The sequence below is a fragment of the Lederbergia panacisoli genome (genome assembly GCF_024626525.1).
GTDB lineage: Bacteria > Bacillota > Bacilli > Bacillales > Bacillaceae_C > Lederbergia > Lederbergia panacisoli.
This window is the reverse complement of sequence record NZ_JANJGU010000002.1, coordinates 162,542-186,850: the sequence shown is the minus strand read 5'-3', so window position 1 is coordinate 186,850 and position 24,309 is coordinate 162,542. Positions and strand designations below refer to the sequence as shown.

Sequence of the window (24,309 nt, the reverse complement as noted above, 5' to 3'; positions counted from 1 at the left end):
GAAGAGAGTGATGGCCGCGTGTTGTATCATGGGATGAAAGAATCCGAAGTAGAACAATCTCTAAATACGAGTATTAAAAAAGGACTATCAGAAAAAGCAGTCGATGCGCGCAGAAAAAGATTCGGGTGGAATGAATTATCAGAAGGTGAAAAACAATCAGCTATCCTGCTTTTCTTTAGTCAATTTAAGGATTTCATGGTGCTCGTTTTACTAGGAGCTACCCTTCTTTCTGGACTTCTTGGTGAATATGTAGACGCCATTGCTATTATGGCGATTGTCCTAATCAATGGTTTATTAGGATTTTTTCAAGAAAGAAAAGCGGAGAAATCTTTGCAGGCATTAAAAAATTTATCGGCGCCCCAAGTAAACGTACTTCGAGATGGAAAATGGATGAAAATCAATTCCCGTGAAGTCGTGCCCGGCGATATTTTAAAATTTACGAGCGGGGACCGGATGGGGGCAGACGTCAGAATCATTATCTCCAATAATTTAGAAATAGAAGAGTCGGCTCTAACGGGAGAATCGATTCCAACAGTAAAACATACGTATCCATTAGAAGATGAGTCTCCTAATTTAGGAGATATGAATAATATGGGTTTCATGGGGACGCTTATTACTCGTGGAAACGGAATTGGAATCGTTACATCGACTGGAATGTCTACTGCAATGGGAAGAATTGCCGATATGATTCAGTCAACTACGTCTATGATGACACCATTGCAAAGAAGATTAGAACAGCTTGGGAAAATACTGATTACTGTAGCTTTGTTTTTAACATTACTTGTTGTTGCAGCAGGAATCGTCCATGGACATGATGTTTATACAATGTTCCTTGCAGGAGTATCATTGGCAGTAGCGGCTATACCCGAAGGCTTGCCAGCAATTGTGACAGTAGCCTTATCGCTAGGGGTACAGAGGATGATCAAAAAAAATGCGATTGTCCGCAAACTGCCTGCTGTTGAGACATTAGGCTGCGCTTCCGTTATTTGTTCAGATAAGACGGGAACGATGACGTTAAATAAAATGACTGTTACTCACCTTTGGAGCGGAGGAAAAACTTGGTTTGTAAAAGATGATGATCAAGAAAAAACATCAGGGAAATTTTTTGAAAAAGATAAACTAGTAGATCCTCATAAAGAAAAGTCAATTTCTCAGCTGCTTTCCTTCGGAGTTCTTTGTAATGATACTGAATTGGTTATTCAAGGCAATTCTTTAGCAATAGATGGTGATCCAACTGAAGGCGCATTGCTTTTCTCTGCTATGAAAGCAGATATGCATAAGGATGAACTGACTAAACAATTTACAATTGAAAAAGAGTTCCCTTTTGATTCGTCAAGAAAAATGATGACTGTAATTGTAAAGGATGCCAACGGAAAAAGATTTTCGATTACTAAAGGTGCTCCTGATGTATTAATCGAAAAATGTGAATCTATATTATGGGAAGGGAAGCAACGTTTATTAAATATTCAACTAGTAAATGAAGCGAAAGGGGCAGTGAATAATCTTGCCGCCCAAGCTTTACGAACAATAGCGATCGCTTTTAAGCCATTACACTCGAATCACATTCCGCAAAAGGAAGAAGAAGTAGAAAAAGGTTTAACGTTTATAGGGTTGCAAGGTATGATTGATCCACCTCGCCCTGAAGTGAGAGCAGCAGTAGCCGAATGTAAAACGGCAGGAATTAAAACAGTCATGATTACGGGAGACCATAAAGCGACAGCTTGTGCCATTGCTGAACAGCTCGGAATTCTCGGGCCTAATGATCAAGTGATGGATGGCCAGCTGTTAAATGAGTTATCTGTTGAGGAATTAGAAAATGTTGTAGAAGATGTCGCTGTTTTTGCTAGGGTCACACCAGAACATAAATTAAAAATAGTGAAAGCTTTTCAAAACCGGGGACATGTCGTTGCCATGACAGGCGATGGCATTAACGATGCGCCTGCCATTAAAGCGGCAGATATTGGGATAGCAATGGGGATCACAGGAACAGATGTCGCAAAAGAGGCTTCCTCTCTCATTTTACTTGACGATAATTTTGCAACGATTAAAGCGGCTATAAAAGAAGGCAGAAATATTTACGAAAATATCCGGAAGTTTATTCGTTATTTACTTGCTTCAAACGTCGGGGAAATTTTAGTTATGCTATTTGCGATGCTTATGTCACTGCCATTACCGTTAGTTCCGATTCAAATACTTTGGGTGAACCTCGTGACGGATGGTTTGCCGGCGATGGCATTAGGTCTAGACCAACCAGAAGAAAATGTGATGAAAAGAAAACCGCGCCATGTTAAAGAAGGGGTCTTCGCCAGGAAATTAGGCTGGAAAATCATTTCAAGGGGCTTTTTAATTGGGATTGCCACCTTGATTGCCTTTATCGTCATCTACCATAGAAACCCTAATGACTTGCCATATGCACAGACAGTTGCATTTGCTACACTCGTTATGGCTCAGCTTATTCATGTATTTGATTGTAGAAGTGAAATTTCCGTCTTTTCAAGGAATCCATTTGAAAATAAATACTTAGTATGGTCGGTTATTTCCTCTGCGGCCCTCATGGTTGCTGTTATTTATGTACCAATGCTCCAGCCAATTTTTCATACGGTCTCCATAGAAGCGATTGATTGGTTATTAATAGTAGGAATGAGCGCCTTACCAACTTTTTTACTAGCAGGATCATTTTTTATAAGAAAAAAGAAATGACTTATGATATAATTCTAAAGGTGATAGAGGATTCTCTATTGCCTTTTCTTTATTGATAAATTAGAAATGATAAATTTGATACTTTGTGGATAACTTTCCAGGAAAAATTTTCCGTACGTCTGCGCCTTTGTTCTGAACGTCAAAAAATCTTAATCAAGAGTATAGAAATAAAGAAAAAAACCGATAGTTAGATTGGGGGAGCAATATGTCAATTAAGCTCTTAAACATAGGGTTTGGGAATATCGTTTCAGCAAATCGTATTATATCAATTGTACGACCTGAATCTGCACCTATCAAGAGGATCATTCAAGATGCGCGTGATCGTGCTACATTAATAGATGCTACATATGGAAGACGGACGAGGGCAGTTATTATAATGGATAGTGAACATGTCATACTCTCTGCAGTGCAGCCGGAAACGGTCGCTCAGCGCTTGTTTGGGAAGGATGACAATGAAGAAGGGTAGGAACAAAGCACAATGAAAGAAAAAGGATTGCTTATTGTACTTTCTGGCCCATCAGGTGTTGGAAAAGGGACAGTGAGGCAGGCGGTATTTTCTCGTCCAGACGCAAAATTTGAATATTCCATTTCGATGACAACGAGAAAACCTCGTGAAGGGGAAATTGATGGTGTTGATTACTTCTTCAGAAGTCGCGGGGAATTTGAACAATTAATCAAAGAAGGCAAATTATTGGAGTACGCTGAATATGTCGGCAATTATTATGGGACACCCCTTGATTATGTTAATGAAACACTTGCATCAGGGAAGGATGTCTTCCTGGAAATAGAAGTGCAAGGTGCTAGGCAAGTTCGCGAAAAAGTTCCTGATGGTTTATTTATTTTTCTCATGCCGCCTAGTCTTAATGAACTTGAAAGCAGAATTGTTGGAAGAGGAACAGAATCTATGGAATTAATACATAATCGTATGGAAGCAGCAAAAAAGGAGATTGAATTAATGAGCCTATACGATTATATCGTTGTAAATGATCATGTAGATTCAGCAGTTGACCGCATAAATGCAATCGTCCTTGCTGAGCATTGCCGCAGTGAGAGAGCAGCTTCGAAATACATAAAAATGCTGGAGGGAAAATAAATGCTATATCCATCAATTGATAAACTAATGAATGTCATTGATTCTAAATATTCACTCGTAACAATTTCCGCTCGCCGTGCCCGAAATTTTCAAGAAGAAGAAAATCCAAAGTTGGATAAATATCGCTCATATAAATATGTAGGTAAAGCGCTTGAAGAAATATATGACGGCGTACTGCAACTAAAACAAACAGAAGAAGACAAATCATAACAACAATTTTGATGGCAACCTATTATTGGTTGTCTTTTCTATTATTTTGAGTCAATAATAATATATAAATGAAAATGTTAAATATATTTTCGGAATTTCGAGCGGCAAATTTGCTTAGACACCAAAGAAGCGTAACATATATATTTTTTAAAAAGGTTGTTTTATTATCATGGTTCTTACCAAGATAGTGCCTGGTTGATTTCCGCTACAGTTGCTCGCTTTCCCCCCGGAAAGCGTCCGCCTGGAACGGAAATCAACGGTGGTTAGCTCTTACGTTGTATGTAGATTATTATCTCGTTCAAAATAGAACGGGTAACTTTACTAATAAAAAGTGAAATATCCCCCTATTTAATATAGGAGGAAAACCTTGTACCATCTGACTCGGTGAATGCCGAGAATCTATTTAAGAGATAGGGGTTTAAAAAATGAGCGGGAAAAATATATTATTATGTGTAAGTGGGGGAATTGCGGTTTATAAGGCTTGTGCACTTACTAGTAAGCTCGTGCAAAGTGGCTTTAATGTGAAAGTCATAATGAGTGAATCAGCCATAAAATTTGTATCTCCTCTCACCTTCCAAGCATTGTCAAGAAATGAAGTATATACTGATACATTTATTGAAAATAACCCTAAGGTGATTGCTCATATAGATGTTGCTGATTGGGCAGATCTGATTATAGTTGCACCAGCAACAGCAAACATGATCGGAAAATTAGCAAATGGTATAGCGGATGATATGATTTCAACCACAATGCTTGCGGCAACAGCACCAGTTTGGATTGCTCCCGCTATGAATGTTCATATGTATAATCATCCTGCTGTGCAAAAAAACATCAACACACTTTTTAATTTCGGATACCGATTCATAGAGCCGGGTGAAGGATATTTAGCTTGCGGCTATGTTGGAAAAGGAAGATTGGAAGAACCGGAAGCAATAGTAGAGTTAATTATTTCACATTTCGGACCGCAGTTTTTACCGTTTAAAGGCAAAAACATTTTAATAACAGCGGGTCCTACGAAAGAAAAAATTGATCCTGTACGGTATCTTACTAATCATTCAAGTGGAAAAATGGGATATGCGTTTGCAGAGGAAGCAGTAAAAATGGGGGCGAATGTTATCCTAGTTTCCGGAGCGGATCATCTTCCGGTTCCAAATGGTGTTACTTTTATCAAAATCGAAAGTGCAGATGACATGTATAATGCTGTGATGAAATATTTTCCCGACGTTGATGTCGTTATTAAAAGTGCCGCTGTGGCAGATTACAGGCCTAGTCAAGTTTCCGATAAGAAAGTGAAAAAAAAGGATGGAAACTTAATGATAGAATTTGAGAGAACAAAAGACATTTTACAGGAATTAGGGAAAAATAAGAAGCATCAATTTCTCGTTGGGTTCGCTGCTGAGACACATGATATGGAACAATTTGCTCTACAAAAGTTGGAAAGAAAAAATCTAGATATGGTTGTTGCCAATAATGTTCTTGAATCAGGTGCAGGATTTTCAGGTGATACAAATATCGTTACGATTTTCCATAAAGATCATTCTATTAAAAAGCTACCTTTGTTAAGTAAGCATGAAACAGCGAAAGAAATTTTAGGAGAAATACTCACTAAAATCGGAGACTTGAAATAATGAACATAGCTACAGTCATTGTTGACGTACCTGCCCTTGGGACAGATAAGGAATTTGATTACCTTGTTCCTAAAAAATGGCTTGGGGTCATCGAACCAGGGATGAGGGTGGCGGTTCCTTTTGGCCCAAGAACGATTCAAGGATTTGTTACTGGATTAAAAATAGATAGTCCTTTTTCGAATAAATTAAAAGAATTGAAAGAGCCGCTTGATTTAACACCTGTACTGAACGAAGAGTTGCTTGCACTTGGAGAGTGGTTGGCAACCGATACACTTTCTTTTAAAATCTCATGTTTTCAAGCGATGCTTCCAGCAGCCATGAAAGCAAAATACGAAAAAAGATTTCGGCGAATTAATATGGAAGATAATCCATTTCTAGATGAACTATTTAAAGGACAAACGGAAATATCTTGGAAAACGGCAGAGGAACAGAATATCCTTCAAGCCATTCGTGAAGAAATAACAAAAGGCAATGCCGAAGTAATATACGATGTTAAAAGTCGGGCACGGAAAAAAACAGTTAAAGTCTATCAAACTATAATGGACAATGAGAATATTTTAGCTTTATTCAATTCACTGCCATCAAATGCAAGTAATCAAAAGAAGATTTTGGAATACGTCTTAAAGGTACAGTCTGATCAATATACTGCAAAAGAACTATCGGAAACTGGAGCACCGCAGTCATCCATTCAGGGGTTGGTAAAAAAAGGTGTCTTTCATGAAAAGAGTGAGGAAGTTTATCGTGATCCGTTTGAACATAAGCAATTTGCACGGACGTCGCCACTTCCATTAACGATAGAGCAAAATGAAGCTATTACCCCCATTTTATCTACAATTGAATCAGAACAATATGAGACATTCCTTTTATATGGGGTAACTGGAAGTGGGAAAACGGAAATTTACTTACAATCCATTCAAAAAGTACTAGATAAAGGACAAGAAGCAATTGTTCTTGTACCCGAAATCTCGCTAACGCCGCAAATGGTTGATCGATTTAAAAGTAGATTCGGCGATGATGTAGCCGTGCTGCATAGCGGGCTTTCTATTGGAGAGAAATATGATGAATGGAGGAAGGTGCAAAGGAAGGAGGCGAAAGTTGTAGTCGGAGCACGTTCAGCCGTATTCGCCCCTTTTGAAAACTTAGGCATCATTATCATCGATGAAGAACATGAGACAAGTTATAAGCAGGAGGAATTGCCCCGGTATCATGCAAGAGATGTTGCAATCTACAGGGCAAAGCACCATGATTGCCCTGTCATTCTCGGTAGTGCTACCCCTTCTCTAGAGACATTTGCCAGAGCGCAAAAAAAGGTTTATCACCAACTTACCTTATCAAAAAGAATGAATAATAGAGAACTCCCATATGTTTCAATCGTTGATATGCGCGAGGAAATGAGAGATGGGAATCGATCTATGTTCTCAAGAGAATTGCATGAAAAACTTGAAGAACGTCTTGAGAAAAAAGAACAAACGATATTATTCCTAAATAAGAGAGGCCACTCATCATTTATGATGTGCAGAGACTGTGGCTACGTCATGCAATGTCCTCATTGTGATATTTCTTTAACCTATCATCAATATACAAACGAAATGAAGTGTCATTACTGTGGATATAATACGCTCGTCCCAGACACTTGTCCGGAATGTTCAAGCAATCATATCCGGTATTTTGGAACAGGTACTCAGAAAGTAGAAGAAGAATTATATAAAATATTTCCAGAAGCAAGAGTTGTTCGTATGGATGTCGATACAACAGGAAGAAAAGGCGCACATGAAAAGCTTTTAGAACATTTTCAATCTGGAAATGCGGATATTTTACTTGGGACTCAGATGATTGCTAAAGGACTAGACTTTCCAAATATTACTCTCGTTGGAGTTCTAAGTGCTGATACAATGCTTCATTTACCTGATTTTAGAGCAAGTGAAAAAACATTTCAGCTCCTTACCCAAGTAAGTGGGAGGGCGGGGCGCCATGAGTTAAAAGGAGAAGTAGTCATTCAAACATATACTCCGGAACATTACAGTGTTGAATACTCGGGAATGCAAGATTATAATCGTTTTTATCATCAAGAGATGGTGATGCGCAAAGTTGGTTCTTATCCACCATTTTACTATTTAACACTTATTACGATTAGCCATGAAGATTTAATGAAAACAGTTTCGACGACCGAGAAGATTACAAAATATGTTCAGTCGAGAATTTCCGATGAAGCCATTATTCTTGGCCCAGTTGCTTCGCCGATTCCACGCATCAATAATAGATATCGATATCAATGTTTGATAAAATACAAGCATGAACCAGAATTAAAACCAACATTACAAAAAGTATTGGAACATTACGGACAACAGTTCATAAAAGAAGGTTTGGCTATTTCGATAGATGTAAATCCTTATATGATGATGTAACCATATAGAAAAGAGTGAATAGATTGGCGATTCTCACCATTGTTGAACATCCATCCGATATATTGGAGGAAAAATGCAAGCGAGTAACTAATTTTGGAGTCGAGTTGCATGAATTACTAGATAATATGTATGAAACAATGATAGAAGCAGATGGGGTAGGTCTTGCCGCGCCACAAATTGGCATAGGCGAAAAAATTGCGGTCATAGAACTTGATGAAGATGAAGGAAGACTTGAGCTGATTAATCCTAAAATCACGGAACAAAGTGGTGAACAAACGGATATTGAGGGATGTTTAAGTTTTCCTGGTCTTTACGGCACCGTTTCACGGTTCTATACAATTACGCTAAAAGCAAAGGATCGTTATGGCCGTGATTTTACTTTAACAGCAGAAGATTATTTAGCTCGTGTAATTCAACATGAACTCGATCATTTAGAAGGAGTATTATTCACTTCTAAAGTAATAGAGTATGTGAAAGAAGAAGATTTAGAAAGTAGTGAAGATGAATGACGAAAATCGTATTTATGGGTACGCCTGATTTTTCGGTACCTGTGCTAAGAAGCCTAATAGAAAATGGATTTGATATTTTAGCGGTTGTCACCCAGCCCGATCGGCCTGTAGGTCGAAAAAAAGTATTGACTCCACCACCTGTTAAAGTGGAAGCAGAACGACATGGTATACATGTCCTGCAGCCGGAAAGAATTCGCGATGAACAATCAGCAAATGAAATTATAAACCTAAATCCAGACTTGATTGTTACTGCAGCATATGGACAAATATTGCCAACTTCAATTCTTGAAGCACCTAAATACGGCTGTATTAACGTTCATGCTTCCCTACTGCCTGAATTAAGAGGTGGGGCTCCAATTCATTATTCCATTTTACAAGGTAAAGAAAAAACGGGCATTACAATCATGTATATGGTAGATAAGCTAGATGCAGGCGATATAATAAGCCAAGTCGAGGTTCCCATTAGTGAAGATGATAATGTCGGTACACTGCATGATAAGTTAAGCATTGCGGGTTCCGATTTACTTATGGATACTATTCCTAAATTAATATTAGGTGAAATCAAGGCAAGGCCCCAAGATCATGATAAAGCTACGTTCGCCCATAACATTAAACGTGAACAAGAAAAAATTAATTGGCAAGACGATGGGGAAAAAATTTATAACCAAATAAGGGGCCTATGTCCATGGCCAGTTGCCTATACAACATTTCAAGGGCAAGTTTGGAAAGTGTGGAAAGCGGAGAAAATAACTGTATCTGCTGGGCATCGCCCAGGGGAAATTATATTAATGGAGCAGGATGGTTTCATTATTTCTACTGGAAATAATATAGGCATTAGAATTTTAGAGCTTCAACCAGCCGGTAAGAAGAAAATGTCTGCACAACAGTTCTTGCACGGGGCTGGAAACGATATACATATAGGCTCCAGATTGGACAGTCACGATGAATAAGCAGAAAAAAACTGTAAGAGAAGCGGCGCTGGATGTTTTAGAAGCCATTGATAAACATCAATCATATAGTAACTTACTTTTAAATCAGGCCATTAAAAAATATCATATTACAGGTCCAGATACAGGATTGTTGACTGAAATAGTGTATGGCACGATCCAGAGGAAAATGACTTTAGATTTTTATTTGCAGCCTTTTATAAAGAAAAAACTTGAGCATTGGGTACTTATTTTGCTTCGTCTTTCCCTATATCAAATGGTCTATTTAGATAAAGTTCCAGACCGGGCCATTATTTTTGAGGCTGTTGAAATAGCAAAAAAGCGCGGTCATAAAGGAATTGTCGGCGTTGTGAATGGGATTTTAAGGTCAGTTCAAAGGGAAGGAATCCGCTCGCTTGATATAATAACGGACCCGTTAGAGAGACTCGCGATTGAGACAAGCCATCCACTATGGCTTGTACAGAGATGGACGGAGCAATTCGGTTTTGATAAAACAAAAGCAATGTGTGAAGAAAATCTGTTAGCACCAGTTCAAACCGCAAGAATCAATGAGACAAAGACTACTAGAGAAGAAGTGTGTGCGTTGCTTCAAACAGAAGGGTTCTCTGTTGAAGCGAGTCCGATCATTCCTGAATCTATCCGTATTTTGAAAGGAAATGCTGCTCATTCAGACCTTTATAAAAAAGGATATTTTAGTATTCAAGATGAGAGCTCGATGGTAGTTGCTTATGCGCTTGACCTTTTTCCAAATATGAATATATTGGATGCTTGTGCAGCACCAGGGGGAAAAACCGGCCATATTGCCGAATTACTTAAAGGATCTGGAAATGTGACAGCACTTGACCTCCATCCACATAAAATTAAGCTTATTAAAGAAAATGCATTGCGTTTAAACTTAGATAATATCGATGCAATGGTTATGGATAGTCGGCATTCAAGTGATTCATTCAGGCCAGAATCATTTGATCGTGTGCTTGTCGATGCACCGTGTTCAGGTCTTGGTGTGTTAAGGAAGAAACCAGATATTAAATATACAAAAACAGATCAAGATATCCAATCATTAAGGGAAGTCCAGCTACGTATTTTGGATGAAACTGCTTCTTTGTTAAAAAAGGGTGGACTTCTTGTCTACAGTACTTGTACAGTAGATTTAGAGGAAAACTTTGGCACTGCTGCTGCTTTTCTTGAACAACATGAAGATTTTGAGCCTTATCCACTTTCTTTACCTAAGGCACTTTCAACTTTAATTGAAGAAGGCTCGAACACCATTCAAATATTTCCGCAAGATTTTGGTGGAGATGGTTTTTTCATTTCTTGTTTTAGAAAAAAGTAGCAAGAAGAGGGGACGAGAGTATGATAGCTTTTTTTAAAACAGACAAAGGCAAAGTCCGGCATCATAATGAAGATAATGGCGGGATTTTTTATAATAAGACCGGGAACTTTCTTGCGATTGTTGCAGACGGAATGGGCGGCCATCAAGCAGGGGAAGTGGCTAGTTCCATAGCTGTCAATAAACTACAGGAATTATGGTCCAATGCAGATGGTATATCTACTCCTGAATCTGCGGAAAAATGGTTTATGGAAAAAGTGACAATTGTGAATAGGGAAATATATGATCATTCACGGAATCATAAAGAATGCGAAGGGATGGGTACAACATTAGTTGCAGCCATTTGTACTGATACATTTGCCACAATCGTTAATATTGGGGATAGCCGTTGCTATCTTTTAAATGAAAGTGGATTTAATCAGTTGACAGAGGACCATTCCCTTGTTAATGAATTAATTAAAGCGGGTCAAATATCTCCAGAGGACGCTGAATTGCATCCGCGAAAAAATGTACTTTTAAATGTAATGGGAACGGAATCTAATATAGATATGGATATTACGTCAATTACATTTGAAGAAGGGAATAAGCTTCTCTTATGTTCCGACGGGTTATCTAATAAAGTAACAAGCGCTGAGATGTTAACAATTTTAACGGATGATACGGATTTGAATGAAATGGCCGATGCATTAGTACAACTCGCAAATCATTATGGTGGAGAGGATAATATATCACTTGCCATTGTTACAGCATGTCCTGAAAGCGGGTGCGATTAATGTTATTGGGAAAAAGAATCAGCGGCCGCTATAAATTGCTGCAAATGATAGGCGGCGGCGGAATGGCAAATGTCTATCTTGCACATGATATGATTTTAGATCGTGATGTAGCGATTAAAATTTTGCGGTTAGATTTTGCACATGAGGATGAATTTATCCGCCGTTTTCAAAGAGAGGCCCAATCAGCAACTAGCTTGACCCATGAAAATATTGTAAGTATTTACGATGTAGGGGAAGAAAATGATATTTATTATATTGTAATGGAATATGTTGACGGAATGACGTTAAAACAATACATACAGTATTATCATCCAATTCCGCTTGAGCAAACAATAGACATAATGAAGCAATTAACATCCGCCATTTCCCATGCCCACCAAAATCATATTGTTCATCGTGATATTAAACCTCAAAATATATTAATCGATCACCACGGACATGTAATGATAACCGACTTTGGCATAGCGATGGCTTTGTCTGCTACATCAATTACACAAACAAATGCAGTGCTTGGCTCTGTTCATTATTTATCGCCTGAGCAAGCTAGGGGGGGGATGGCGACAAAAAAATCTGATATTTACTCTTTAGGAATTGTCATGTTTGAACTATTGACAGGAAGGCTTCCTTTTTCGGGAGAATCGGCTGTATCGATAGCATTAAAACATTTGCAATCCGAAACACCTTCGCCAAGACGCTGGAATCCAGATATCCCCCAAAGTGTTGAAAATATAGTCCTGAAAGCGACTGCGAAGGATCCGTTTATTCGCTATGAGAGTATGGATGAAATGACCAGTGGGCTTGAAACCGCATTGAATTCCAATAGAATAAATGAGCCTAAATTTACAATACCTGAAGACGTTGATGCAACTAAAGCTATACCAGTCATAACGGTAGAAAACAATCCAAGTATAAACGATAAAACCATTCATCATCAAAAGGAACAAGTTAAACATTCGAAGGAAAATGTCAGCAAACCTAAGCGAAAGAAAAAATGGCCATGGGTCATCGGTATCTTTGTAATGTTAATGTTTTTATCGCTTATTTCTGTGATGTATGTATTACCTGCTATCCAAAATGCGAAAAATGTCAAAATTCCTGATGTCAGCGGTGAAGAATACAATGATGCAGTAGTTCATCTTGTCGACGAAGGTCTAAAAATTGGAGACAAAATAGAAACCCCAAGTGATGAAGTTCCAGAAGGGGTGGTCATTAAGACTAGTCCGAAGGCAGACAGAGTAGTAAAAAAAGGCTCTACAGTGGATATTTATATCAGTTCTGGAAAGGATAGATTTACTTTACAAGACTATACAGGAAAACAAATTTCGGAAGTAGAAAAACTTTTAAGAAATGAAGGCTTTAATATTGACGATTTTACCATTACTAAAAGGCATGATGAGTCACAAGAAGGTACTATTTTAGAACAATCTCCAGGTCCAGAAACATCTGTTATTCCGGAGGAAACGCCTTTAACTTTTGTCGTAAGCCTCGGTGAAGAAAAAATCACGTTAAAAGATTTGCGAAGGTACGATATAAAAAGCTTGGAGCTTTACGAAGAATATACTAGATTATATATTGATGTTGCAGAGGAACAATACTCAGAAGAAATTGATAAAGGACTCGTAATCTCGCAGGAACCTGCTCCAGGGGCAAAGCTTTCTAAAGGTGAAAGAGTAGCCGTCATTATCTCTAAAGGTCCGGAAGAAATCCCACCTCGAAGTACGACTAAAAAAGTAGTGATTAAATACGAACCGACAGAGGAAGGTGTACCACAACAAGTCGCCATTTTTATTGAGGATTTCAATCATTCTATGTCCGATGGGCCGGTGGAAACCTTTGAAATTACTGAGACGGTTGAGAAAGAATTGGAATTCACGATTGAAAAAGGGAAAATCGCAAAATATAGAATAATGAGAGATAATGATGCTGTAGAAGAGGATAAAGTTGATTATCCGGGTGAATAACATTACTCGGATACTCTAAATAACCTCTTGTAGTTAATTGGGCAGAATATAGGAAAAGTAAAGGTTCTTGATTCTAATATTTTGAAAGGAACGGTGCTATGACTAAAGGGAAAATTATTAAAGCATTAAGCGGATTTTATTATGTTTTATCGGATGAAAAGATGATCCAATGCAGGGGAAGGGGAGTTTTTCGGAAAAACAAAATAACTCCCTTAGTTGGTGATCATGTAATCTTTCAAGCAGAGAATGATAAAGAAGGTTATATTATGGAGGTGTTGCCTCGTAAAAACGAACTCGTAAGGCCTCCGATTGCCAATATTGACCAAGCGATATTAATTTTTTCTTCGTCAGAGCCCGAATTTAGTCCTTTATTGCTGGACCGTTTCCTCTGTATCGTCGAATCAAGGGAAATACTACCGATTATTTGTGTAACGAAAGCAGATTTATTATCCGAAACTGAGAGATTACATGTTAACAGTTATTTAGAAAATTATCGCTCTATTGGATATGAAGTTATATTACTATCAGCAAAATCGGAAGAAGGGATTAACCAGTTACTCCCTTTATTATCTGGAAAAACGAGTGTATTCGCTGGACAATCCGGTGTGGGGAAGTCATCATTATTAAATGCTCTAAATTCTGATTTAGAATTAAGGACGGATGAAATATCAACTCACCTTGGCAGAGGTAAACATACAACTCGTCATGTAGAATTAATTGATGTATGTGGTGGGCTTGTAGCAGATACTCCAGGATTTAGTTCACTTGATTTTACCGAAATTGAAGCAGAAGATTTAGCACATACATTCCCAGAAATCTCAAAAAAAAGTAAAGAATGTAAATTTCGCGGCTGCCTTCACGTAAATGAACCAAAATGCGCTGTAAAATCAGCTGTAGAAAAAAATGAGATCTCAACTGAACGATATGAGCATTATCTTCAATTTTTACAGGAAATAAAAGAGAGAAAGCCGAGGTATTGAGGATGATCAAAATTGCTCCATCCATATTGGCTGCTGATTTTTCCAAATTGGCTGAGGAGGTCAAAGACGTTGAAAAAGGGGGAGCGGATTATATCCATATTGATGTTATGGATGGCCATTTCGTCCCGAATATTTCGATGGGACCATTCATAGTCGAGGCTGTTAGAAAAGGAACAGATTTGCCTCTTGATGTGCACCTCATGATTGATAATCCTGACCAATATGTAAAAGCATTTGCAGATGCGGGAGCTGATATTATTACGGTCCATGTTGAAGCAACTCCTCATTTACATCGTACTCTGCAAGCCATCAGGAGTCTAGGAGTCAAATCAGGTGTTGTTTTAAATCCTGCCACTCCGGCATCCATGATTGAAAATGTATTGGAAGAAACGGATATGGTCTTGCTAATGACAGTTAATCCCGGTTTTGGCGGCCAAGCTTTTATTGAAGCAGTCTTGCCGAAAATCAGTGAAGTCCGATCGATGATTAAAGCTAAAGGCTTATCCATTGATATTGAGGTGGATGGAGGAATTCATGAAGGTACGATAAAAGCATGTCATGAAGCAGGTGCAAATGTATTTGTTGCCGGTTCTGCCATTTTCAGTAGAAAGGATCGACAGGCGGCTATTCAGGAAATCCGCTCTAAGCTGGAATAGTAAATGACTGAACAGAAAAAGATCATTCATATTATGGCGGGGGGGCCGCCCGAACTGATCCCCGATATAACACGATTTTCCGAAAATGTAATTTGGATTGGTGTAGATAGAGGTGTTTTTTATTTATTGGAAAAAGGAATTACACCGGATTTCTCTGTAGGAGACTTTGATTCTATTTCTAATGAGGAATGGTTGATTATCGAAAAAAAAGCACCTAATATTAAAACATTTCTCCCTGAAAAAGATGAAACAGATATGGAACTAGCTATGATATGGGCAGTGGATCAAAATCCGGATCTCATTTATATATTTGGTGCTTCAGGTGGAAGATTAGACCATTTTATGGCCAACGCTCTGATGCTTTCTCATTATCAAAATAAGAATCCCTTCATAAAAATTAAAATGATAGACAAACAAAATTCCTTATCCGTTTTCTATCCAGGTCATTATCCAATTGAAAAGGACATCGCAAAAAAATACATATCATTTATCCCGCTTACGGAGGAAGTCGTACATCTCTCATTAAATGGATTTAAATACCCATTATTTAATCGGACTGTAAATTTTGGTTCATCATTATGTATAAGTAATGAACTTATTAAACAATCTGGTAATTTTTCTTTTGAAAAAGGCATATTAATGATGATAAGAAGTACTGATTAACAATCGGCCCATTTTTCGATCGGGCGCGTACTTATCCATACATGGCGAATATAATACAATTGGGTGAATGGCGGGTATTTTAGATTAGGAGGGAATTTTAATGAGGTTTTATACAATTAAACTCCCTAGATTCTTGGGAGGAATCGTAAGGGCGATGTTAGGTACATTTAAAAAGGGTTAATATTAAAAATGGAAAAGGCACCTATGTATAGGCGCCTTTTTGTTTCGATTTAAATTACACTCTTTCAACTTTTCCAGATTTAAGTGCTCGAGCGGATACCCATGCACGCTTTGGTTTACCGTCTACGAGAATGCGTACCTTTTGAAGATTAGCTCCCCAAGTACGTTTATTTGCGTTCATCGCGTGTGAACGTTTGTTTCCAGTACTTGTTTTGCGGCCGGTAATAACACATTGTTTTGCCATATTAAATTCCCTCCCGTCGCTGAAGTAATACTATTAGTTGGTTCATCACTTCAATATTCCCTTAGTAAAAATCTACCTTTAATAATTTATCATACATGCCTTTATAATGCAATACTGCACGATTTTGAGTTTACGGATTTTCGTAAGACAGTCAGCTTTTTGAAGATCCTTCCACCTTCTAAATTAGAACCCTAACATCATTTTGTAATATGTGAATCAATTCCATAATTACTTTTTCAAAAAACTAAAGATAAACAGAATTTCCTGAAATTCACTTTAAAAACCATTGCACACTTTGAGTTAGGTTGCCCGCAGTCCGAATACACTTCGCTTTCCGCGGGCAAGTGTCAAGCCTCCTCGGGCTACGCCCTGTGGGGTCTCGACATTCTTGCACTTCCCGCGACGGACAGGACGTCCTAGTGTCGGCGATGGGCACAGGACGTGGCCGTCATTAGCCGACCAAGAGTCTACGTGTATTCGGACTGCTCAGCATATATCAACTGTGTTTTTCCCTAAGAACAATCTTCCATCACTGGATTATTATAAGGAGTATAGAGCATAAGAAAAGGACTTTTAGCATTATTAACGAATAAATAATTTAAGGTATTTTAATAATGAAAATTGAATTAGCGATGTGTAAGATCCGAATCAGTCAAGGTGCTTTTGAAAAGGAGGAAAAGACTTGCCACATAAAATTACAGTAATTAATAGGGAATAGATTATGAAGAATAGCTTAAATAGTAAAGTGTGTCGATTAATTTCTCTGATATCTAAAGACGCAAGGGATTATGTTAATAATGCTTTTAATAATCAAACTGTAAAACTTGTCCATTATGAAGAGTCACATCTAAATCATGGTGTATTTTGTATCGTTGAAAACGAAGATTGTATCATCGCATTCGCGGCCTTTACTCGTTACAGCCATGATGAATCCCTGCTAAATCTTATGGCGAAGCAGCTTAGTGGACATCTTAGCCCGAATGAAACAAAAGAAGTCTGTTTTAACGTATACGGAAAAAATAAGGACCTAGTTCAGTTTGTAAAAGAACTTGGCTTTGTGACCGATATGGAAGGCTTTCAGCTTCAGTATGATTTTAGCAAGGAGATGAAGATGCCTGCGATGTTTCCGCTTGTAGAGAAAGTAATTACCCCGGAAATGCTAAGTAACTTTATACAGTTATTTGAGAATGCTTATTATGACTTGAATGTTGAAAATGGCTGGAGAACAGATACATATCAAAAAGCTCAAGATAATTTCTTAAATTCCCTACAAAATTATGAATCCGCGGAACGAGTAAGATCTTTTTGGATTGATGGCAAATTGATTGGAGCCTATATTATAACCGGTGAATATATTCAAGATTTTGTTATACATCCTGAATACCAGAACCGCGGGTATGGAAGCATGATGTTGAAAAATTGTATTTATAGAATGACGGAACAGTTGGGAATAAAGAATATACTGCTGCGTGTTGCTCAATCAAATAGCGGTGCCAAGAGATTTTACGAAAGAAACAATTTTATTGAGCTTGCCAATTTCGCTGAGCATACTTTTGTATCAAGAACCTCTTAACTGATGACTTATCAACATTATTTTAGGAAGGTAAGGGGAACTTTCCGCGTGTAGATGAAAGCCTAGTTGATTGAAGTGGAAGGCGGCGACTCCGAGGGGATCAGCGTGACAGGTGAGACCCCGCAGGGCGCGAAGCGACCGAGGAGGCTTACCGCACGCCCCCCGGAAAGCGCGCGCCTGGAACCGAAATCAACGGTTTCTAACCTCAAATTTTGTGTGGTGGTTAATCTTCTCCCAATATAGATATACACATGAAGTAAAACTTTAAAAAACTTATATAGTATAGTAAAATAGCCTTATCTATGTTATGAAGGCGATAACAAATTGTATTACATATTTTCATGGATATTTCGACCAATAAGGAGGAAATTACATGTCTATTGAAATGAAAACGAGGTTTGGCCAGATTGATATATCCAATGATGTCATTGCGACTATTGCGGGTGGAGCTGCGGTGGATTGTTATGGCATCGTAGGGATGGCTTCGAAAAACCAAATAAAAGATGGTTTAACTGATATTTTGCGCAAGGAAAACTTTACACGAGGCATTATAATCCGGCAGGAAGATCAAGCATTGCACATAGACATGTATATTATTGTGAGCTACGGTACAAAAATTTCAGAGGTTGCCCATAATGTGCAATCCAAGGTAAAATACACACTTGAACAGACTATTGGTATATCTGCCGATACAGTTAATATTTTTGTTCAAGGGGTTCGTGTCACGAATCCGTGACGGAGGAGGAAAAGTACGTGTCTATTACATCATTAGATGGAAATCAGTTTGCCGAGATGATCATAATAGGAGCCAATCATTTATCAGCAAATGCAAAAATGGTTGACGCATTAAATGTATTTCCGGTACCTGATGGAGATACTGGAACAAATATGAACCTTTCGATGTCGTCAGGCTCGAAAGAAGTACAAAATAATAGGCAAGAACATATAGGCAAGGTTGCCGCCGCTTTATCAAAAGGTTTATTAATGGGAGCGCGTGGTAATTCAGGAGTTATTTTATCTCAGCTTTTTCGTGGATTTGCAAAAGATATTGAAGCAAAACCATTTCTTTCCGCAGAAGAATTTGCACATGCCCTCGAGGCAGGGGTAAATACAGCATATAAGGCTGTCATGAAGCCTGTAGAAGGAACGATTTTGACTGTTGCAAAAGATTCTGCGAAGAAAGCCGTCGAAATAGCAAAAAATGAGTCGAACATCGTCATAATTATGGAAAACACATTGCAAGAGGCAAAAGCCTCTCTACAAAGAACTCCTGATTTGCTTCCTGTCTTAAAAGAAGTTGGAGTTGTTGATAGTGGAGGGCAAGGTTTAGTTTGTGTGTATGAAGGGTTTTTAGCTGTATTAAAAGGTGAAAAGCTGCCTGACACGCCTTTACTCGCACCTTCAATGGACGAGCTGGTAAGTGCCCAGCACCATCAAAGTGTACAAAGCTTTATGAATACAGAGGATATTGAATACGGCTACTGCACAGAATTTATGGTGAAATTTGAAAAGGATAAAAAAGCATTTTCCGAAATTGATTTCCAAAAGGATTTAAGTGAGTTTGGAGATTCTTTACTCGTTATTTCTGATGAAGATGTCGTAAAGGTTCATATTCATGCTGAGCATCCGGGTGAAGTTTTATCGTATGGTCAACAATATGGAAGCTTAATTAATATGAAAATCGAGAATATGAGAGAACAGCATAGTTCTATTGTAGATCAAGATCATCATGTTGATGCTAAAACTAATTCTAAAGAAAAACAGGAATATGCCATTATTGCCGTATCAATGGGTTCAGGCATTGCGAGTCTTTTCAAAAGCATCGGCGCCACTGAAGTGATTGAAGGCGGGCAAACAATGAATCCGAGTACGGAAGATATCATGAAGGCAATAAAGGCAGCGAATGCTAATAAGGTCATTATCCTGCCAAACAATAAAAATATTATTATGGCTGCTGAACAAGCTGCCGAAATTGCAGAAGAAGAAGTGATAGTTGTACCAACAAAAACAGTGCCCCAAGGTCTAGCCGCTGTTTTGGCATTCAATCCGACTCAAACTTTAGAAAAAAATGGACAAGGTATGAAGGAAGCCATTTCAGCAATCAAAACAGGGCAAGTTACTTTTGCCGTTCGTGATACAATGATCGATGGCCTTCAAATTGCTAAAGATGATTATATGGGCATAAATGATGGGAAAATCGTTGGAACCAATAAAGATTTAGTTAAGGCAGCATATCATCTGTTAACAAATATGATTGATGAAGATTCAGAAATCCTTACCATTATATATGGTGAAGATACGAAGCAGGATGAACTTAATCAACTCTTGGATTTAATAAATGAACAATACGAAGACATCGAAATTGAAGTTCATAATGGTAAACAACCTTTATATAACTTTATTTTTTCAGTTGAATAAACATAAATAAGAAAAAGAAATAGAAGGGTCAATCCCTTCTATTTCCTTGTAAAAAGGAAGGTATCAATGAAATATAAAAGCGTCTTTGATATCATAGGTCCAATTATGATTGGTCCTTCCAGCTCCCATACAGCAGGTGCAGCTAGGATTGGAAGAGTTGCACGCAGCTTGTTTGGAAGAGAGCCAGAGTGGGCTAAAATTTCTTTTTATGAATCTTTTGCCAAAACATATAAAGGACACGGAACAGATGTAGCAATCGTTGGTGGACTCCTTGATTTTGATACAGATGATAAGAGGATTATTCAAGCCCTTGAAATTGCCAAGGATCGGAATATTCATATTGAATTTGTTGAAGAGTCGGCAAATGCCGAACACCCTAATACAGCACGTATCCAAATTGGCGATGAAAAAGGTGAACTGGAGCTTGTAGGAATCTCCATCGGTGGTGGTAAAATAGAAATTACCGAGCTAAATGGTTTTCACTTAAAATTATCCGGTCATCATCCCGCCATTCTCGTAGTTCATGATGATCGTTTTGGAGCAATTGCGGCTGTATCTAATATTCTCGGATCTCATGAAATAAATATTGGTCATATGGAAGTTTCCAGGAAGGAAAAAGGCAAAATGGCTCTTATGACGATAGAAGTGGATCAGAATATTAATGAGTCAATTATTCAAGAAATCAGCAAACTTCCAAATATTACACAAGTGGCTAGAGTAGTCGATTAGATAACAGCAAAGAGCTTTTTAGGGAGGCTTGAGAACATGTTTAAAAATGTTGCGGAATTAGTCCATCTTGCGGAATCGCAAAACAAACAAATATCGGAAATCATGATTGAACAAGAAATAGAGGTTACGAATCGAGCACGTGAAGAAATTTTGGCGCAAATGGATAAAAGCCTGACTGTGATGGAAGAAGCAGTAGAGCGTGGTATAAAAGGAGTTACATCTCATTCGGGCCTTACGGGCGGAGATGCCGTTCTTTTACAAAATTACATTAAAAAAGGCACTTTCCTATCAGGAGAAACAATCCTTGATGCAGTCAGTAAAGCAGTTGCAACGAACGAAGTTAATGCTGCAATGGGAACGATTTGTGCAACGCCAACAGCGGGATCGGCTGGTGTAGTTCCAGGGACATTATTTGCTGTCCGCGATAAATTAAACCCGACAAGAGAGCAAATGGTTAAGTTTTTATTTACATCCGGAGCTTTCGGGTTTGTAGTAGCTAATAATGCATCGATTTCAGGTGCAGCAGGTGGCTGTCAAGCAGAAGTAGGTTCAGCTGCAGGTATGGCTGCGGCTGCTATTGTAGAAATGGCGGGTGGTACTCCTTCCCAATGTGCAGAAGCGATGGCTATTACTTTAAAAAATATGTTAGGACTTGTTTGTGATCCTGTCGCTGGTCTTGTTGAGGTACCATGCATAAAAAGAAATGCGATGGGTGCTGCTAATGCAATGGTTGCGGCAGATATGGCCCTTGCCGGCATTACAAGTCGAATCCCTTGTGATGAAGTCATTGATGCCATGTATCGAATCGGCCAACAAATGCCTAAATCTTTAAGAGAAACTGCTGAAGGAGGGTTGGCGGCTACTCCAACGGGTAAAATGCTTGAAGCTAAAATTTTTGGGGTCCCGCGTGTAAAACGTGACTAACTCTTTAGAACAGCCTACAACAATTTTAAAAGGTGTAGGCGAAGAAACTGCTGAAAACCTTATAGCTATGGGTATATATAATATTGATGATTTGCTGCAATATCTTCCATTCCGATATGATGACGTCAGGCTCCGGGATTTAGCAGACGTATCGCATGATGAAAAAATAACTGTAGAAGGAAAAGTCCACAGTGAGCCTTCAGTCATGTATTATGGCAGGAAAAAAAATAGAATTACCATCCATCTCTTAGTTGACCGCTATTTAATCAAAGTTACATTCTTTAATAGAGCTTATTTAAAAGGGCAATTATCCCCCCAAGATGTAATCACCGTTACTGGAAAATGGGACAAGCATCGGCAAACAATTACGGGGCAGGATATAAAAATTGGTCCCCAATCACAATCTGCTGATTATGAACCAGTATACCCTGTAAAATCCCCTATTACTGTAAAGGCTCTTCGCAGATACATCATTCAGGCTTTTAATGAATATGGTGATGAAGTAGAAGAAACATTGCCTTTTCATCTTCTTAAGCAATATAAATTACCAGCAAAAAAAGAAGCATTAAGGATCATGCATTTCCCTCATTCACCAGACGACGTTAAACAAGCTAGACGCAGGTTTGTATATGAGGAATTTCTTTATTTTCAGTTGAAAATGCAAGCCTTTCGTAAGCTGGAAAGAGAACAGTCTAAAGGTGTATCCCAACACTATGATTTAAATAAAATTAAAAATTTTATTTCTTCTCTTCCATTTCAACTGACCAATGCCCAGAAAAAGGTTGTAAATGAAATATGTGCGGATTTGAAATCTCCTATAAGAATGAATCGACTCCTTCAAGGTGATGTAGGCTCGGGGAAAACAGCTGTGGCAGCCATTTCCCTATTTGCTAGTGTAACTGCAGGATATCAAGGTGCGTTAATGGTACCTACTGAAATTCTTGCAGAGCAGCATTTTCAATCACTGAAAAACTTACTCTCACAAACAGACGTAAACATTGAACTGCTTACGAGCTCTGTTAAAGGTAAAAGGCGGAAAGACATTTTGGAGCGACTGAAAAAAGCTGAGATTCATATATTAATAGGGACACATGCTCTTATTCAGGATGATGTAGATTTTCAAAAACTAGGTCTTGTTATAACGGATGAACAGCATCGATTCGGTGTGGAACAGAGAAGAATTCTCCGTGAAAAAGGAGAAAGTCCGGATGTACTTTTTATGACTGCTACCCCGATTCCGAGGACGCTTGCGATTACGGTGTTTGGTGAAATGGATGTGTCCATTATTGATGAGATGCCATCAGGACGAAAAACAATTGAAACACATTGGGCGAAGCATAATATGTTGGATAGAATATTAGACTTCGTTGAAAAGGAATTAAGTAAAGGAAGACAGGCTTATATTATTTGCCCATTAATAGAAGAATCAGATAAACTTGACTTTCAAAACGCAATAGATGCATATGACCTCCTATCCAATTACTTTCAAGGTAAATTCAAAATTGGACTCATGCACGGCAGGCTGCCTGCGTCTGAAAAAGAAGAAATTATGCGTGAATTTAGTGAAAATCATATACAACTCCTTGTTTCCACAACGGTCGTAGAGGTTGGGGTCAATGTTCCGAATGCAACGGTTATGATCGTGTATGATGCTGAAAGGTTCGGGCTGTCGCAGCTGCATCAGCTAAGAGGTCGGGTAGGTCGCGGAAGTGAACAATCTTATTGTATTTTATTAGCAGATCCTAAAACAGACATAGGGAAAGAACGAATGCGCATTATGACCGAAACGAATGACGGTTTTGTTTTAAGTGAAAGGGATCTGGAGCTTCGAGGGCCAGGAGACTTTTTTGGTAAGAAACAAAGTGGGCTGCCAGAGTTTAGAGTTGCCGATATGGTTCACGATTATCGTGCTTTGGAAACAGCAAGAAATGATGCAATAAAATTAATTGAACAAAAAGAGTTTTGGAATGACATAGAATACTCGCATATGCGAAAATATCTTCATGATTCCGGAGCGTTGTCCGGTGAAAAATTAGATTGATATACTCTTTTTTTTAGGAGTAAATCTGCAGAATTTCCAAAAAAATTAGGAATTAAGCTTTATTGAATATTTGGAATTCGTTTTCTAAACCTTTAAAATGAATACATGCCAAAGTAGCGTCACATATTAGTTTTTTTTAAAGGATACTTTTATCAACATTGTTCTAACAAAGGTAGTGCATGGTTGATTTCCGCTACAGTTGCTCGCTTTCCGCGGGGCGGGCGGTGAGCCTCCTCGGCGTAAACGCCTGTGGGGTCTCACCTGTCCCGCTGATCCCGCAGGAGTCTCGCACTTTCGCTCCAATCAACCTTCAAAGAATTTTGTTTAAAAGAAACAATATCATAG

General features: G+C 38.4%; 22 protein-coding genes. 21 read left to right on the top strand and 1 reads right to left on the bottom strand.

What is annotated here, in order from left to right; translation table 11 throughout:
- Positions 1-18: 18 nt before the first annotated feature.
- The 15 genes from NQ185_RS03810 to spoVM all read left to right on the top strand — a co-directional run bounded on the left by NQ185_RS03810 (position 19) and on the right by spoVM (position 16,036).
- Positions 19-2,700, top strand: coding sequence for a cation-translocating P-type ATPase (locus NQ185_RS03810; RefSeq protein ID WP_257580223.1), 2,682 nt, complete (start codon positions 19-21; stop codon positions 2,698-2,700).
- A 205-nt stretch (positions 2,701-2,905) separates the two neighbouring features.
- Positions 2,906-3,166, top strand: coding sequence for an extracellular matrix/biofilm regulator RemA (gene remA, locus NQ185_RS03805; protein ID WP_213123159.1), 261 nt, complete (start codon positions 2,906-2,908; stop codon positions 3,164-3,166).
- 12 nt (positions 3,167-3,178) lie between these two features.
- Entirely contained in the window at positions 3,179-3,793 is a 615-nt protein-coding gene (gene gmk, locus NQ185_RS03800; protein ID WP_257580222.1) for a guanylate kinase, read from the top strand.
- Complete coding sequence (gene rpoZ, locus NQ185_RS03795) at positions 3,794-4,003, top strand: DNA-directed RNA polymerase subunit omega (RefSeq protein ID WP_257580221.1); 210 nt, start codon at positions 3,794-3,796, stop codon at positions 4,001-4,003.
- Between the two features lie 425 nt (positions 4,004-4,428).
- Positions 4,429-5,631: a bifunctional phosphopantothenoylcysteine decarboxylase/phosphopantothenate--cysteine ligase CoaBC gene (gene coaBC / locus NQ185_RS03790; RefSeq protein WP_257580220.1), complete on the top strand. Its 1,203-nt coding sequence runs from the start codon at positions 4,429-4,431 to the stop codon at positions 5,629-5,631.
- Positions 5,631-8,036, top strand: coding sequence for a primosomal protein N' (priA, locus tag NQ185_RS03785; protein ID WP_257580218.1), 2,406 nt, complete (start codon positions 5,631-5,633; stop codon positions 8,034-8,036). Before coaBC ends, priA begins: the two co-directional genes overlap by 1 nt.
- Positions 8,037-8,065: 29 nt before the next feature.
- Positions 8,066-8,545, top strand: coding sequence for a peptide deformylase (def, locus tag NQ185_RS03780; RefSeq protein WP_257580601.1), 480 nt, complete (start codon positions 8,066-8,068; stop codon positions 8,543-8,545).
- On the top strand, positions 8,542-9,495 hold the full coding sequence (gene fmt / locus NQ185_RS03775; protein ID WP_257580216.1) for a methionyl-tRNA formyltransferase: 954 nt from the start codon (positions 8,542-8,544) through the stop codon (positions 9,493-9,495). The genes def and fmt overlap by 4 nt, the downstream gene beginning before the upstream one ends.
- Positions 9,488-10,825 carry a 16S rRNA (cytosine(967)-C(5))-methyltransferase RsmB gene (rsmB, locus tag NQ185_RS03770; protein WP_257580215.1) on the top strand — a complete coding sequence of 446 codons (1,338 nt, stop codon included), beginning with the start codon at positions 9,488-9,490 and terminating at the stop codon, positions 10,823-10,825. The genes fmt and rsmB overlap by 8 nt, the downstream gene beginning before the upstream one ends.
- A gap of 20 nt (positions 10,826-10,845) precedes the next feature.
- Positions 10,846-11,595, top strand: a complete 750-nt coding sequence (locus NQ185_RS03765; protein WP_257580213.1) for a Stp1/IreP family PP2C-type Ser/Thr phosphatase — start codon at positions 10,846-10,848, stop codon at positions 11,593-11,595.
- A complete protein-coding gene (gene pknB, locus NQ185_RS03760; RefSeq protein WP_257580212.1) occupies positions 11,595-13,556 on the top strand; it encodes a Stk1 family PASTA domain-containing Ser/Thr kinase in 1,962 nt (653 codons plus the stop codon). Before NQ185_RS03765 ends, pknB begins: the two co-directional genes overlap by 1 nt.
- Before the next feature lie 98 nt (positions 13,557-13,654).
- The gene (gene rsgA / locus NQ185_RS03755; RefSeq protein ID WP_257580211.1) at positions 13,655-14,536 is read left to right on the top strand and encodes a ribosome small subunit-dependent GTPase A; all 882 of its coding nucleotides are present in this window, start codon (positions 13,655-13,657) and stop codon (positions 14,534-14,536) included.
- Positions 14,537-14,538: 2 nt separating this feature from the next.
- A complete protein-coding gene (gene rpe / locus NQ185_RS03750; RefSeq protein ID WP_257580210.1) occupies positions 14,539-15,192 on the top strand; it encodes a ribulose-phosphate 3-epimerase in 654 nt (217 codons plus the stop codon).
- A gap of 3 nt (positions 15,193-15,195) precedes the next feature.
- Positions 15,196-15,855, top strand: a complete 660-nt coding sequence (locus NQ185_RS03745; RefSeq protein ID WP_257580209.1) for a thiamine diphosphokinase — start codon at positions 15,196-15,198, stop codon at positions 15,853-15,855.
- A gap of 100 nt (positions 15,856-15,955) precedes the next feature.
- Positions 15,956-16,036, top strand: a complete 81-nt coding sequence (gene spoVM, locus NQ185_RS03740) for a stage V sporulation protein SpoVM (RefSeq protein WP_144920313.1) — start codon at positions 15,956-15,958, stop codon at positions 16,034-16,036.
- 54 nt (positions 16,037-16,090) lie between these two features.
- On the opposite strand, the gene rpmB is transcribed toward spoVM, so the two are convergent.
- A complete protein-coding gene (rpmB, locus tag NQ185_RS03735; protein ID WP_213123172.1) occupies positions 16,091-16,279 on the bottom strand; it encodes a 50S ribosomal protein L28 in 189 nt (62 codons plus the stop codon).
- A gap of 721 nt (positions 16,280-17,000) precedes the next feature.
- Between rpmB and NQ185_RS03730 the strand changes: the two genes are divergently transcribed.
- The 6 genes from NQ185_RS03730 (at position 17,001) to recG (ending at position 23,964) form a co-directional block, all read left to right on the top strand.
- Positions 17,001-17,852, top strand: coding sequence for a GNAT family N-acetyltransferase (locus tag NQ185_RS03730; protein ID WP_257580208.1), 852 nt, complete (start codon positions 17,001-17,003; stop codon positions 17,850-17,852).
- Positions 17,853-18,225: 373 nt separating this feature from the next.
- On the top strand, positions 18,226-18,588 hold the full coding sequence (locus tag NQ185_RS03725) for an Asp23/Gls24 family envelope stress response protein (protein WP_257580207.1): 363 nt from the start codon (positions 18,226-18,228) through the stop codon (positions 18,586-18,588).
- A gap of 17 nt (positions 18,589-18,605) precedes the next feature.
- Positions 18,606-20,270: a DAK2 domain-containing protein gene (gene fakA, locus NQ185_RS03720; RefSeq protein ID WP_257580206.1), complete on the top strand. Its 1,665-nt coding sequence runs from the start codon at positions 18,606-18,608 to the stop codon at positions 20,268-20,270.
- Between the two features lie 66 nt (positions 20,271-20,336).
- Positions 20,337-20,999, top strand: coding sequence for an L-serine ammonia-lyase, iron-sulfur-dependent subunit beta (sdaAB, locus tag NQ185_RS03715; protein WP_257580205.1), 663 nt, complete (start codon positions 20,337-20,339; stop codon positions 20,997-20,999).
- A gap of 36 nt (positions 21,000-21,035) precedes the next feature.
- A complete protein-coding gene (sdaAA, locus tag NQ185_RS03710; protein WP_257580204.1) occupies positions 21,036-21,923 on the top strand; it encodes an L-serine ammonia-lyase, iron-sulfur-dependent, subunit alpha in 888 nt (295 codons plus the stop codon).
- Positions 21,916-23,964, top strand: coding sequence for an ATP-dependent DNA helicase RecG (gene recG / locus NQ185_RS03705; protein WP_257580203.1), 2,049 nt, complete (start codon positions 21,916-21,918; stop codon positions 23,962-23,964). The genes sdaAA and recG overlap by 8 nt, the downstream gene beginning before the upstream one ends.
- Positions 23,965-24,309: the final 345 nt, after the last annotated feature.